Here is a 13,933-nt window from a genome sequence, read left to right as displayed (position 1 = left end):
TTCTTTATAGAGTTCATTAAATGACAGAATTTTTTACCGTTATCATGATTACCATTCTTGCTGTGATTAGTCCTGGGGCTGATTTCGCTATTGTTACTAAGAATAGCTACCTATACGGGCGTTCAGTCGGTGTGCTAACGTCTATTGGTATAGCGCTAGGTGTCTTAGTACACGTGACTTATACGTTAGTAGCTGTTGCGATTGTCATGAAGCTTGCGCCAAATTTTTTGACAATCATAAAATATCTTGGTGCACTTTACCTTATTTATATTGGTTATAAGACATTCACACAAAAGCCGGTACATGACGTAGGTTCTTCTATGCGCATCAGTTCTGGACAAGCATTGCGATATGGCTTCTTTACCAATGCTTTGAATCCCAAAACTACATTGTTTGTCATTAGTACGTATACACAGATTGTTAGTGCTAGTACCCCAAAGTCTATTTTAATCGGTTATGGATTGTTTATGTCTGTGGCTCACTTCATGTGGTTCGCCTTGGTGGCTTTATTGTTCTCTCAACGGACGCTAAGAGAAAAAATGTTAAAGCAGCAAGTCGCAATTAATCGTGTCATTGGTTTTATATTAGGTCTATTAGGTGTGTTCTTGCTCTTTGCAAACTTAAACTAAAGGAATTAAATATGAATAAAGTTACCTTTATCGATATGGAAGGGGTTTTAGTTCCGGAGATATGGAAATTAATGTAAGCATTGCGGCTGATAGGTATTAAAAGCTTTTGCGCAAAGTAGAGAAGTGTCTCTATTATGCTTATTTATTCTTAAATCACCTAGGGTGTGTCATCGATTAGATTATGAGGCTTAAAATAAGAAAAATTGTAGATAAATAATTTATTAATGTGCTAATTGATAACACACCCTAACACTCTAATAACTTTAAGGTTGAACTTTCATGACGCTACAAATTGATCATATCTCACTATCGGTTGCCAACTTAAATAATGCTGAAAAATTTTACGATGCTATTATGCCTATTTTAGGTGCTAAGAAAGTAGAGGGTTCAGCCGAGGCTTTAAAATACGGCGTTCGGAACACGCCAGCTGCTCATCATAATAGCTATCTGACTATCTTTGAGGCACAAGACTTCACTCGCAACCATGCTAACCATTGGTGTTTTCAAGTCGATAAGAGAGATAGAGTTGATTCCTTTCATGTTCAAGGCATTGCTAATGGTGGATATGACGCTGGGCAGCCAGGACTTCGAGCTGAGTATCATGAGGGTTATTATGCCGCTTTTCTAATCGACCCTTCAGGGAACAAGATTGAAGTCGTTTGTCATTCTTTATAAAATTTATATAATGACTATGATGATTAAAAATAAGGAGGGTAGATCACGCCAAGGATAGCCGACACGCATACGATACAGTACGCCTTCGACCGTTTGTCTAAGATTCCCTGTGTCATAGATATTAAGCTCTAGTAATATAGACCTTAGTCTTGTCCAGTGTTGCTCTTTGAGCAAGGCATAGCAAACGACGTCTTTTTTTTGTGAGAACTTAAAAATTACTCGTTTGCTATTTTTTTGCTCATAATGTTCAATACGCCCATTTAACAGGCGTTTTTTATTTAGCATTCAAATGCAGCTGTTTTGCAGATTAGCTCAAAATCAAGCTGTCATCTTCGACTTTTTCGCCGCGAGTTTGCTCAAACATATCGAGTAAATCATGCACGGTCATGCCTTTACGAATATCGCCAGCGACATCCAAAACCACTTGACCTTGGTGCAGCATGACGGTGCGCGTACCATGTGCCAGTGCTTGTTGCATGGAGTGCGTGACCATCATCGTGGTCAGTTTATTGTCCGTGACAATCTTATCAGTCAATTCTAAAACAAACGCCGCAGTCTTAGGATCGAGAGCTGCAGTATGCTCATCAAGCAATAAAATCTTAGATGGCTGTAACGATGCCATCAATAGGCTTACTGCTTGACGTTGACCACCAGACAGCAGTCCCATACGGTCAGTCAGGCGATTCTCTAGTCCAAGCTTTAGGACTGAGAGTTTCTCTCTAAACAAGTCTCGGTTATTTGGGTTCAGCGCAAAGCTCAAACCACGTTTGCCGCCGCGCTTATAGGCAAGCGCCATGTTTTCTTCGATGGTGAGCGCTTCACAAGTTCCAGCCATTGGGTCTTGAAACACACGCGCAACCCAATGAGCACGTTGGTGCGCCGTCTTTTTGGTGACATCAATACCGTTTAACAGGATTGAGCCACTATCGACGCGCGTGGTGCCACTGACGGCATTTAGAAAGGTCGATTTACCAGCACCATTGGTACCGATGACCGTCACAAACTCACCATCGGCAATGTTTAAATCGATACCGCGTAGTGCAGGGTTTTCAATGGGCGTTCCAGGATTAAAGGTCAACCGCAAATCTGTAGCTTGCATCATAATAATTATTCCTTATGGTTGCACATTGACATTAAGCTCGAACTTTACGACTTAAAAATTTATTTTTAGCTTTTGGCAATACCAAGGCAAATACGACGAGTAGCGCTGTAATCAAGTTCAAATCCTGCGGGCCAAAGCCAATACTACGCAGCGTATCACTCGATAGGGCGACCTGAATAAATAGCTTGTACAGCACAGCACCAACGACCACAGCAAAAGTAATCAGCCAAATGCGCTTGGCCGGAATGATGGTTTCACCGATGATGACCGCTGCTAGACCAATGACAATTGTACCGATACCGATCGAGATATCTGCACCGCCTTGAGTCTGAACGAACAATGCACCCGCTAAAGCGATTAAGCCGTTAGACACTGCCATACCAACGATGGTCATCCATGAGGTATTGATGCCTTGCGCCTGTGCCATTCTTAGGTTTGAGCCAGTAGCGCGCATCGAAAGACCAGTCTCGGTACTATAGAACCAGTTTAAAAACAGCATAGCAAGCATCACGACGACACCAATAATCAAACAGCGCATCCAATAGCCATTACCATCGGTCACCAAGGTGCTAAACACCGTGGTTTCGCCCAATAGCGGCAAGTTTGGCGCACCCATAATCCGTAAATTGACAGAATATAGGGCAACCATCACTAAGATACTGGCAAGTAATTGCAGTATGCCAAGTTTGACATGTAACCATGCAGTGACGATACCAGCGACGGAGCCTGCTAACATACCAAAGGCACAGGCCAACCATGGGTTGACACCAGCGATGATGGAGATACCAGCGACTGCGCCACCTAGCGGAAAGCTACCGTCAGCGGTCAAGTCGGGAAAGTCGAGCGTACGAAATGAAATCAGCACACCAAGTGCAACAAGGCCATAAATCAGACCGCTTTCAAGCGCACCAAAAAAAGCAATTAAGGACATAAGATATTAGTCGGTTATCATCAAGCGTTTAGCGATTATTATCACAAGCAAAAAGCAGCAAAGGTATGAAGCATGCTACCTATAAGCCTATATAACCCAAACGGCTAAGCGGTGAATTTAACAGATTAAGCAATCTGCGGTTAGGGTAAACCAAAACATCTTCCTATGAGGAATGAGCATAAAATACCTTGGTTCGAAATTCGGTTTTAATGCTTATATCACATTAAAAATAACCCAGCTCATATACCAGTAGCTGGGTTATTTTTATACTGAAATAATAGCAGTAAATATAAGCAATAATCTATGATTAAACCATCAATATAATCGTTTAACGTGATGTTTACATTCAGAGGGCGCTATTCTACCACTTCTTTTGCTTTATCGATAACTGCTTGTGGCAATGTAATACCTTCAGCGGTGGCATTTTTTGGACTGACATACAAATCAAGTGCTTGCGGCGTATAAACAGGGATATCACCTGCTTTTTCACCGTTCAAAATACGCACCACAATTTTACCTGTTTCGCGGCCAAGTGCATAATAGTCAACGCCCAATGCGGCAATGGCACCGCGTGCAACAGAACTGGTGTCTGAAGCAATCAGCGGGATTTTGCTTTCTTTAGCGACTTGAAATAGCGACTCGTAAGCAGATACCACGTTGTTATCGGTTGATGTGTAAATCATATCGACTTTACCTTCGAGGCTACGGGCAGCCATTGCGATGTCGGTACTGCGCTGGGCAGGGGCTTCATGTACAGTGATGCCCATTGGTGTCAGCTTTTCTTTTAGATTTTTTAGGATGATGGTAGAGTTCACCTCACCTGGACTATAAACATAACCTACGTTTTTTAAGCTTGGAATAATTTGGCGCATCAAGGCAATTTGTGGCTCATAAGGGAGCGCATCAGAACCACCGGTAACGTTGGTGCCAGAGCCATCAAGCTTTGATACCAATTTGGCTTCTACTGGGTCGGTCACCGCAGAGAATACCAAAGGAATCGTGCTGGTAGCCGCCGCAACCGACTGTGCTGATGGCGTACCAATGGCAACGATAACATCTGAGTTGTCTGCAACAAATTGCTTAGCAATCTGCCCAGCTGTTGCGGTATTACCCTGTGCGCTTTGGAAATTAACGGTTAAGTTTTCACCGTCTTTAAATCCTGCTTCGTTTAATTCATCGATGACACCTTTGCGTACGTCATCAAGCGCTGGATGCTCAACAATAGCGGTAATAGCGACGTTTTTCATCTCTGTGGCGGCCTCGCCAGTAGCAGAGGCATCAGTCGTGCTAGTATCTTGCGCTGATTGATTACAACCAGTCAAAATAGCGGTGCATACGCCGCCTAATAGTAAAGCCTTACCGAAATTAAAATGACCAAAACGATTTTGAGACAACATGGGTCTTACTCCTAAAATAATAGTGTGTCCGTACACTATATAAATAATTAACGTACTAGTTGGTAGCTTACTACTTTTTATTTGGTATCGGTATCAATATCAACGTTGATGGCATTTTTTAGCAAATCTGCTGGCAAGCTGATACCTTGATTTTCAGCATGTTTAGGGCTGACATACAGTGTTAGATCATTCATGACTTCAGGTTTAATGGTATTGACCGCTTCGCCATTTAACACGCGATAGACCATTTTTCCAGTGGTACGACCAAAGTCATAGTCATTGACCCCAAGGGCAGCAGTGGCCCCGCGTTTGACACTGAACTCATCAGAAGCGATAACCGGCATTTTTAACTCATTTGCCGCTTGGGTCATGGCTTCAAAAGCCGATGCGACGTTATTGTCAAATGAGGTGTAGATGATATCTGCGCGTCCTTGCAAGCTACGTGTTGCCATGCCGATATCCGTTGGGCGGTTGGCAGGAATGTCTAATAATGATAAGCCTCGTGCTGGTAAAGCTTGTTTGAGATTATCACGCAACGAAACAGAGTTGGCTTCACCTGGGCTATAGACGTAACCGATGGTTTTCAAATCAGGCTTGATTTGTTGTAATAAATCCAATTGTGGCTCTAGTGGTAACTGACTTGATAAGCCAGTTAAATTGCTTTGAAAAGGCGTGCCATCTGCTGTGATGAGCTTTGCACCTAGTGGGTCTGATACCGCAGTATAAATAATGGGGATGGTGGTGGTCGCGGCGACAATCGACTGGGCAGATGGCGTAGAGATTGCTACGATGGCATCTGGATTATCTCCTACAAATTGCTTGGCAATCTGTCCTGCTGTTGCTGTATTGCCTTGCGCACTTTGAAAGTTGATGGTGAGGTTTTGCCCTTCGACATAGCCATTATCCGCCAATTCATCAATGATACCACGGCGCATATCATCTAATGATGGATGCTCAACGATTTGAGTGATGGCAATGGATTTGGCAGGTTTGTCTGTGGCCGTACTACTTTCAGCAGTCGTAGCGGTGTCGGTAGAGGAGTTTGAGCAGCCGATTAGTCCAAGTGTGCTAATGGCACTAAGAGCAACGCCATATAGGCTTAAGCGTAGAGTAGAAGCAATAGTCATTATTAGGTTAACTCATAGGTTATATCAGTTCTAAAAATCAAGAGAATACGGTCAGACGGGTCAAGTCTACTAACTGATACCAGTAGTACTGGTACTCACGCGTCTGGCTCTCTTTAATTTTTGACAATGATACTGAAGAATGCAGATTAGCCGAATCAATGCTATGTTGATATTAAGATAGCAGGCTAACAATTAAATAAAGTAATCGTTCCATCGATTATTATGTTCATATTATGACAGTAATGTAAGTTATCGCAATAAAAAATTAAAGCGGGTTCGTCATAGATGGGTCTGGGAGCTGTTTTGATGGTTGGAAGCAGGGTTTTATTGTGCATTTGATCATAAAAAAAGATGCCACAAAGGACATCTTTATTACCATTGTCAAAATGAGGACATGCCCTAGTCAAAGATTCGCCATAAACTCTTAAATGCCCATGATACTATTCGAAAAGGAATCTCAAGTAAGTCCATATAAAACGCCCAATCATAGACACTCAAAGGCTCTGAATGATAGTTGCGTCGTGAGCGCTTTATATTCGAAGTATACATAAATAGTATGGCACTAAGAATGCCACTACCAATAGCTGCCCATAGTGCGATTATATCGGATGAAAAAAACCAATAAGCGAGCAGACCTAATGCTAAATAAAAGAGAATATCTGCCAAAAATCTGAGCAATACCACTGTCATTCTCCTTTATTCAATACCTTGATCAGGCTACTCAGGTCTGTGGATCTCAGGCATTAGGCGAGTACATCACCAACGACACAAGTATCCGGTAAAGTAACAACCGTCAAGCCCGTCTTTGGCTCACCAGTTGATAGTACCATGCCTTCTGAGATACCAAATTTCATCTTGCGCGGTGCAAGATTGGTCACACACACGACCTTTTTATTGACCAATTGCTCTGGCTCATAAAACTTACGGATACCGCTGAATACGTTGCGCGGCTTGTCTTCACCAACATCTAACGTAAACTGTAAAAGCTTGTCCGCGCCTTCGACGTGGTTACAGGCTAAGACGTGTGCCACTTTCATCTCAACTTTGGCAAAGTCGTCAATACCAATATAGTCAGTTTGCTCAGCGTCTGCATTGGCTTCTGGCGCTGCATTTTTTGCTGCTGGCTTGCTGTTTGTGATAGCAGTTGGCGCTGGCGCGTCTACTTGTGCGAGAGAGGCTTTTGAGTCTTCCACCATGGCCTCAATATCTTTTTCTTCGATACGCTGCATCAGTGGTTTGAACTTGTTGATTTTATGTCCAAGTAACCACTGATTACGGCTAGCGAAATCTAAACTGTCAATGTTTAAGAATGCTTTGGCATTATTTGTCAGCTCAGGTAGTACAGGTGCAAGGTAGACCATCAATTGACGGAAGATATTAATCGCAACCGAGCAGACGTCTTGAACTTCTTGTTCAGTGCCTTCTTGCTTAGCAAGCGACCATGGTTTTTTCTCATCAATATACTCGTTGGCTTTATCCGCACACTGCATGATTAGACGCATGGCACGTGAGAATTCGCGGTTTTCATAGGCAGCAGCAATCTCATCACCTGTTTTGGTGATGTCTTCTAACAGTTCTGGCTCTGCACAAACTTCTGACAGCATGCCGTCGTATTTCTTCACCAAAAACCCTGCACTGCGACTGGCGATATTGACGACTTTACCAACCAGATCAGAGTTGACCTTTTGCATAAAGTCTTCTAAATCTAGATTGATATCTTCGACTTTGTCAGACAGTTTACTGGCGAAGTAATAGCGCAGGTACTCAGGGTGTAAATGCTCAGCGTAAGTTTCGGCCTTAATAAAGGTACCGCGTGACTTACTCATCTTCTCGCCATTGACCATCAAGAAGCCGTGGGCAAAGACGCCTGTTGGTGTACGATACTCGCTGCCCGCAAGCATGGCTGGCCAAAACAAAGCATGGAAGTAAACGATGTCTTTACCAATGAAGTGGTAAACCTCGGTTTTGTGCTCGTTTTCTTGTGCCCAATAGCGGTCAAAATCAAGCGCTTGCTCTGTACCTGCGCGTTTGTCGCATAGGTTTTTAAAACTTGCCATGTAGCCGACTGGTGCATCTAGCCATACATAAAAGTATTTATCTGGTTCATCGCTTGGGGTATCTGGAATTTGAAAGCCAAAATAGGGCGCATCGCGTGAGATATCCCAAGTCGCTAAGCCTGCCTCAAACCACTCTTGCAATTTATTGGCCACTGACGTTTGCAAACGGTTGTCACTGCGTGTCCAGTCTTTTAAGAATTGCTCAAACTCTGGCAAATTAAAGAAATAATGCTTAGAGGTTTTGAGTACAGGCGTTGAACCAGATAGCGTAGACTGTGGATTTTTAAGTTCGGTGGCATTGTATGTGGTGCCGCATACTTCACAGTTATCACCATATTGGTCTGGACTATCACATTCAGGACAGGTGCCTTTGACAAAGCGATCGGCTAAAAATAACTGCTTTTCAGGATCGAATAACTGCTCAACGTCTTTGGTGCTGATGTGTCCAGCGCTACTAAGACGACGATAAATAAGCTCAGAAAACTCTTTATTTTCTTCTGAATGAGTAGAATGATAATTATCAAAATTAATCAAAAACTTAGAAAAATCAGCTTCATGTGATGCTTTCACTGACGCAATCTGTTCTTCTGGTGTCACGCCATTAGCTTCTGCTTTTAGCATGATGGCGGTACCGTGTGCATCATCTGCACAGACATAAGTGACCTGATGGCCTTGCGCTTTCATCGCACGTACCCAAATGTCTGTCTGAATATACTCTACAAGATGCCCCAAATGGATATAGCCATTGGCGTAGGGCAGCGCACTGGTTACTAGAATTTCACGCACAAAATCACCTATATTTTTATATAAACGGGTTAGGTATCAAACGTCTTAAGCAGCTTATGGCTATTAGACGCGATGTTATCAATGCTAAAAACTTCCAAAAATAATGAAAATTTAAAAAGTGTGCCTATGATACCGTAATTCGGCTAAATTTGTGATATTCCTTGGTAATTACTTCTCATTCGTTAGGCATCCACTAACCACAAACAATAGGCTTACATTGAATTTAGTCGTTATCAGGTGGCCATGAAAAACCCACCGAGCAATCGCTAAGTGGGTTTTTGGTTAGGTACTGTGATTCAGACTCTATTATGCAAATTTAAAGCGAATCTTAGAATGAACCAAACATCGTACCTAAGATAATAACAGCGACCATAGCGACCAATGGAATGATCATCGTGACCATCGCCAAGTTTAAATAAGACTGCTTATGGGTCAGACCACAAATCGCTAGCAACGTGATGACCGCGCCACTGTGCGGTAGCGTATCAAGACCACCTGCCGCCATGACAGCCACACGGTGCATCAGCTCTGGATCGATACCGGCATTGACTGCCATTCTGAGATAGTCTTCACCCAAAGTGGACAGGGCAATACTCAAACCACCAGATGCTGAGCCTGTGATACCAGCAAGCGTGGTCATAGCGACGGCTTCTGAAATCAGAGGGTTATCAGGGTTTAGGTTTAGGATGCTATCACGAATGATAAGGAAGCCCGCTAGTGAGGCAATGACCGCACCATAACCCACTTCTGATGCGGTATTAAAAATCGGCAACATAGAGTCGTAAGTACCACGATTAATGGTTTTTTGTAGATTATTCCAGTGTCCGATACGTAGCAAGATTAATACTACACAAGCCACGATCAATGAGATGATGATGGACCATAATCCAAGTGAGCCTGCGATATTCAAGTCAGGAAACTGAGTCTGTAAAGCGCTAAAGTCCATCGATGGAAAGATAGCATATGTCAATACAGCGTTCAAACCAATGACCAATACCAGCGGAATCATCGCAACGGTAAATGAGGTGTGATGCGTGTTTAATGCTTCAGTTTCTTTTGCAGCTGCGCCAACGCCGCCCACATCTTCTTCGTCATGCTGACCATAGCCTTCGCCTGCTGCATTGGCTTTTCTGGCGCGTGACTGAAGCCACATCCAACCACCAATAAACATGACCGTACCGCCAATGATACCCAAAATAGGCGCGGCAAATACGTTGGTATTGTAGTAAGGAATTGGGATGGCATTTTGAATCGCTGGCGTGCCTGGCAATGCGGTCATCGTAAACGTAAATGACCCTAAAGCAATCGCTGCTGGAATCAAACGTTTTGGGATATCTGCCGCTTTAAACAAGTCCTTAGCGATTGGATAGATAGCAAAAGCCACAACGAACAACGATACGCCGCCATAGGTCAAAATAGCACAGACTAAAATCACAGCGAGAATGGCTTTACTGGCCCCAAGTTTTTTGACCACGGTATTAGCAATCGCTGACGCCGCACCAGAGTCTGCCATCAAGCGCCCAAACAATGCGCCTAGTAAGAATATAGGAAAGAATTTGAGTAAAAACCCACTTAATGCGCCCATAAAAACATCGGTATAGGCGGGGATACTGCTTAAGAAGTCACCTGACAGTAAGACTGCTAATGTCGCCATAATCGGTGCTAAGATCAGTACAGAATAACCGCGATAAGCAAAGAACATGAGTAATAATAGAGTAATGACAATAGCAAGCGTACTAAACATGATGGCCCTCCTTGGCAAAAAATAAGGCAGCGAGTATGCCGTGCCTGTCGATATAGGTCAATAAAATTAATCAAAATAAGCCTATGTCGTCTGTTTTATCAAACATAAATCTAGACTCATAGACTGCTAATCATTAATATCTCGACAATTTAACTCCTGCACAGCGTTGACTCACATGCGCTGATGGTTATTTTCTAGTCGTTACGACAATAATATGCTAAATTAGCACCAGCGGCTCATGCATGATATAGCGATATAGAATGTATTATTTTGAATAGCAATATAAAATGTAATATTTGCCATATATCATATGTAGTGGGCGGTAAGCACACTCGGCTTGCATTTATCACCATTCAACACACTCTAATTACTCTTAAAACCAAACATAAAATTTACAAGGAATGTGAATATGTTTAGTGCCATCACTAATATGAGCGTGCAGTTAGTCAATCGCTACCTACCATCCCCATTCGTATTTTCGATCGTTTTGACCCTTATCGCTTTTGCTGTGGGATTGGCTATTACTGGCCAAGATATGATTGCGATGGCAGGGCACTGGGGCAATGGACTATGGTCATTACATAGCTTTGCCATGCAAATGGCGTTGGTCCTAGTGACCGGTTATGCATTTGCTAGCGCACCATTCATTCAACGACTGCTGGACAATCTCGCCAGCAACGTTCATTCTCCTACGACGGCGATTATGGTATCAACCTTGGTTGGTCTGGTCGGTTCGTGGATAAATTGGGGCTTTGGTCTAATCATCGGGGCAATCTTTGCAAAGGCACTGGCCAGAAAAGTTGCTAACGTTGACTATCCTTTGCTTGTCGCTGCGGCGTATTCAGGCTTTGTGATTTGGCATGGTGGTTTTTCAGGTTCTATACCACTGACACTCAGCTCTGGCGGTGACACATTACTGACGCTATCAGGCAATACGATGACTGAAGCCGTACCTTTGTCGCAGACGATATTTGCAGGATACAATCTTTTGATTGTTGGTCTACTCATCGTTATTTTGCCGATCTTGAATCGCTTGATGCATCCCAAAAACCCCACGGTTATCGATCCTAAATTGATCAAACAAGAGGTGTATGTCTCGCCTCCAAGAGACACGCCCGCACAAAAACTAGATGACAGCCGTATTATCGCTGTTATCCTATTGGCGTTGGCGCTGATGTACTATATCAGCGAGTTTGGTAGTAACGGTTTTAACCTTGGGCTCAACATTGTTATTGGGCTGTTTTTATTCATAGGTTTACTATCGCATGGCACGTTGGAGCGTTATTATCGTGCCGTACACTCAGGGATAGGTGGCATCACGGGTATAGTGCTACTGTTCCCATTTTATGGCGGTATCATGGGCATCATGACGGGTGCGAATGCTGATGGGATTTCTATCAGTACGCAAGTGACCGAATTTTTCGTCAATTCAGCTTCCGCAGACAGTTTCCCGATCTTTGCATTTTTAAGTGCAGGTCTGGTCAATGTCTTTGTACCGTCAGGCGGTGGGCAATTTGCTGTACAAGGCCCAGTTATGATTCCTGCTGGCATTGAGCTGGGTGTGAATCCAGCAATCACTGCGATGGCGATTGCGTGGGGTGATGCATGGACCAACATGATTCAGCCGTTTTGGGCTTTGCCATTATTGGGTATCGCAGGTTTGGATGCGCGCGCCATTATGGGCTATTGTTTGATAGTGCTTGCAGTATCTGGGGCCATTATCATGGGCGTGTTTTGGCTGGTGGTATAGTCATTCCACTATAAAAATATTACTGCGTTAACCTCGCTTGAAGTATTTAATATACATCTACACTCGGTTGCCTTGTACTATTTTTAAATTGAATCGACTATATGGCGTTATAACGCTCAAAAGAAAAATAAGCATGATGAATTTTCACTGTTAGGTTTTATTAAAAGCAACAATCAAACGGATAATTGAGATATTTAATTCAGCATTAGGGCATGTCCTAATATATGCAAGGATTAAAAATATAAATGATAATCATAGGAGACAAGCATGAGTCAATCAAAAGTATATAGCAGTGCCGAAGAGGCGCTAAAAGGTATCGTTCATGATGGTCAAACACTCGCGATCGGTGGCTTTGGTCTATGCGGTATTCCAGAAGCATTAATCGAAGCGCTGCGCGATAGCAAAGTCAAAGAGCTCACCTGTATCAGTAATAACGCTGGTGTCGATGACTTCGGTCTTGGTCTGTTGCTACAGACACGCCAAATTAAAAAAATGATTTCGTCATATGTGGGCGAAAACAAAGAGTTTGAGCGTCAATATTTGGCAGGCGAGCTAGAGGTTGAGTTGACGCCGCAAGGTACATTGGCTGAAAAATTACGCTCAGGCGGTGCTGGTATTCCTGCGTTTTATACCGCAACGGGCGTAGGTACGCTGGTTGCTGAAGGCAAAGAGACTCGTGACTTTGATGGGCGTACTTATGTGTTAGAGCATTCATTGCGCGCAGATGTCGCACTAATCAAAGCACAGAAAGCCGATAAAGCGGGTAATTTGATGTTCAATAAAACCGCTCGTAACTTTAACCCAGACTGTGCAATGGCGGGTAAAATCACGATTGTCGAAGTCGAAGAGATTGTAGAGACGGGCACATTTGATCCAGATGAAGTGCATCTACCGGGTATCTTTGTTCAACGGATTGTATTGAATGCCAGCCCTGAAAAGCGTATCGAAAAAACAACAATCAAAGCTGTAGAAGGTGCTTAGCTTAAAGCATGGCCAAAACGTAGAGTTAGTTTTTAGATGAATAACAATAGAATATCGTAAAAAATAAGGAAATCAGCATGGCATGGACAAGAGAGCAAATGGCGCAACGCGCTGCAAAAGAGCTACAAGATGGCTATTATGTGAACTTGGGCATCGGTCTGCCAACGTTAGTTGCCAACTACATCCCTGAAGGCGTGGATGTTTGGCTACAGTCAGAGAACGGCTTGCTGGGTATTGGTGAGTTTCCCACAGCAGATAAAGTCGATGCCGACTTGATTAATGCGGGCAAGCAAACAGTAACCGCAGAAGCTGGTGCTAGCTATTTTAGTAGCTCAGAGTCTTTCTCTATGATTCGTGGCGGTCATGTCAACTTGGCGATATTGGGTGCAATGGAAGTCTCAGAAAAAGGCGACCTTGCCAACTGGATGATTCCCAAAAAGATGGTTAAAGGCATGGGCGGGGCGATGGATTTGGTCGCAGGTGTGCAGCGTGTGATTGTATTGATGGAGCAGGTCAATAAGCATGGCGAACCAAAAATTTTGGCAAACTGTGAGCTACCATTGACGGGTAAAGGCGTGGTTGATCGTATCATCACCGAGCTTGCCGTATTAGACGTCACTGATGAAGGCCTCAAACTGGTTGAATTGGCAGATGGTGTGAGCTTTGACGAGCTACAAGAAAAAACGCCAGTAAGCATTATTCAGTAAACTTTGTATAGTAAGCTTTGTACAGTAGTGTGACTGACTCAAAATCA

Annotated in this window: 11 protein-coding genes and 1 pseudogene; 5 read left to right on the top strand and 7 right to left on the bottom strand. The window is 43.4% G+C overall.

Going from position 1 to position 13,933, the window contains the following annotated elements; all coding sequences use genetic code 11:
* Positions 1-20: 20 nt before the first annotated feature.
* Both QL982_RS09855 and QL982_RS09850 read left to right on the top strand, forming a co-directional pair.
* Positions 21-629 (top strand): LysE family transporter, encoded by a 609-nt coding sequence (locus tag QL982_RS09855; RefSeq protein ID WP_290162494.1) that lies wholly within the window; start codon positions 21-23, stop codon positions 627-629.
* A 279-nt stretch (positions 630-908) separates the two neighbouring features.
* Positions 909-1,304, top strand: a complete 396-nt coding sequence (locus QL982_RS09850) for a VOC family protein (RefSeq protein WP_197102753.1) — start codon at positions 909-911, stop codon at positions 1,302-1,304.
* Between the two features lie 36 nt (positions 1,305-1,340).
* On the opposite strand, the pseudogene QL982_RS09845 reads toward QL982_RS09850, so the two are convergent.
* The 7 genes and pseudogenes from QL982_RS09845 to QL982_RS09815 all read right to left on the bottom strand — a co-directional run.
* Positions 1,341-1,520: pseudogene (locus QL982_RS09845) on the bottom strand (hypothetical protein); the annotation flags it as partial.
* Positions 1,521-1,611: 91 nt separating this feature from the next.
* On the bottom strand, positions 1,612-2,406 hold the full coding sequence (locus QL982_RS09840; protein WP_290162495.1) for an ABC transporter ATP-binding protein: 795 nt from the start codon (positions 2,404-2,406) through the stop codon (positions 1,612-1,614).
* A 31-nt stretch (positions 2,407-2,437) separates the two neighbouring features.
* Complete coding sequence (locus tag QL982_RS09835; protein ID WP_290162496.1) at positions 2,438-3,337, bottom strand: ABC transporter permease; 900 nt, start codon at positions 3,335-3,337, stop codon at positions 2,438-2,440.
* A gap of 356 nt (positions 3,338-3,693) precedes the next feature.
* Positions 3,694-4,734: an ABC transporter substrate-binding protein gene (locus tag QL982_RS09830; RefSeq protein WP_290162498.1), complete on the bottom strand. Its 1,041-nt coding sequence runs from the start codon at positions 4,732-4,734 to the stop codon at positions 3,694-3,696.
* A gap of 77 nt (positions 4,735-4,811) precedes the next feature.
* Positions 4,812-5,861, bottom strand: coding sequence for an ABC transporter substrate-binding protein (locus tag QL982_RS09825; protein WP_290162500.1), 1,050 nt, complete (start codon positions 5,859-5,861; stop codon positions 4,812-4,814).
* 743 nt (positions 5,862-6,604) lie between these two features.
* Positions 6,605-8,704 (bottom strand): methionine--tRNA ligase, encoded by a 2,100-nt coding sequence (gene metG / locus QL982_RS09820; protein WP_290162502.1) that lies wholly within the window; start codon positions 8,702-8,704, stop codon positions 6,605-6,607.
* A gap of 328 nt (positions 8,705-9,032) precedes the next feature.
* Positions 9,033-10,448, bottom strand: a complete 1,416-nt coding sequence (locus QL982_RS09815) for a GntP family permease (RefSeq protein WP_290162503.1) — start codon at positions 10,446-10,448, stop codon at positions 9,033-9,035.
* Positions 10,449-10,857: 409 nt separating this feature from the next.
* On the opposite strand from QL982_RS09815, the gene QL982_RS09810 reads away from it, so the two are divergent.
* From QL982_RS09810 to QL982_RS09800, 3 genes are all read left to right on the top strand, one after another.
* On the top strand, positions 10,858-12,198 hold the full coding sequence (locus QL982_RS09810; RefSeq protein WP_290162504.1) for a TIGR00366 family protein: 1,341 nt from the start codon (positions 10,858-10,860) through the stop codon (positions 12,196-12,198).
* Between the two features lie 267 nt (positions 12,199-12,465).
* Complete coding sequence (locus QL982_RS09805) at positions 12,466-13,179, top strand: CoA transferase subunit A (RefSeq protein WP_290162505.1); 714 nt, start codon at positions 12,466-12,468, stop codon at positions 13,177-13,179.
* 77 nt (positions 13,180-13,256) lie between these two features.
* Positions 13,257-13,886: a 3-oxoacid CoA-transferase subunit B gene (locus tag QL982_RS09800; protein WP_290162506.1), complete on the top strand. Its 630-nt coding sequence runs from the start codon at positions 13,257-13,259 to the stop codon at positions 13,884-13,886.
* The last annotated feature ends 47 nt before the right edge of the window (positions 13,887-13,933 follow it).

Origin of the sequence: Psychrobacter sp. 5A.1 (assembly GCF_030407455.1) — a bacterium.
Lineage (GTDB): Bacteria > Pseudomonadota > Gammaproteobacteria > Pseudomonadales > Moraxellaceae > Psychrobacter.
The sequence above is the reverse complement of the archived record's forward strand: the minus strand, read 5'-3'. Positions and strand labels throughout refer to the sequence as shown.

Bases quoted from the DNA above. Each gene is read 5' to 3' on its own strand.
- QL982_RS09855 (WP_290162494.1), top strand. From the start codon at position 21: ATGACAGAATTTTTTACCGTTATCATGATTACCATTCTTGCTGTGATT.
- QL982_RS09800 (WP_290162506.1), top strand. From the start codon at position 13,257: ATGGCATGGACAAGAGAGCAAATGGCGCAACGCGCTGCAAAAGAGCTA.
- QL982_RS09840 (WP_290162495.1), bottom strand. From the start codon at position 2,406: ATGATGCAAGCTACAGATTTGCGGTTGACCTTTAATCCTGGAACGCCC.
- QL982_RS09825 (WP_290162500.1), bottom strand. From the start codon at position 5,861: ATGACTATTGCTTCTACTCTACGCTTAAGCCTATATGGCGTTGCTCTT.
- QL982_RS09805 (WP_290162505.1), top strand. From the start codon at position 12,466: ATGAGTCAATCAAAAGTATATAGCAGTGCCGAAGAGGCGCTAAAAGGT.
- QL982_RS09850 (WP_197102753.1), top strand. From the start codon at position 909: ATGACGCTACAAATTGATCATATCTCACTATCGGTTGCCAACTTAAAT.
- QL982_RS09810 (WP_290162504.1), top strand. From the start codon at position 10,858: ATGTTTAGTGCCATCACTAATATGAGCGTGCAGTTAGTCAATCGCTAC.
- QL982_RS09815 (WP_290162503.1), bottom strand. From the start codon at position 10,448: ATGTTTAGTACGCTTGCTATTGTCATTACTCTATTATTACTCATGTTC.
- QL982_RS09830 (WP_290162498.1), bottom strand. From the start codon at position 4,734: ATGTTGTCTCAAAATCGTTTTGGTCATTTTAATTTCGGTAAGGCTTTA.
- QL982_RS09835 (WP_290162496.1), bottom strand. From the start codon at position 3,337: ATGTCCTTAATTGCTTTTTTTGGTGCGCTTGAAAGCGGTCTGATTTAT.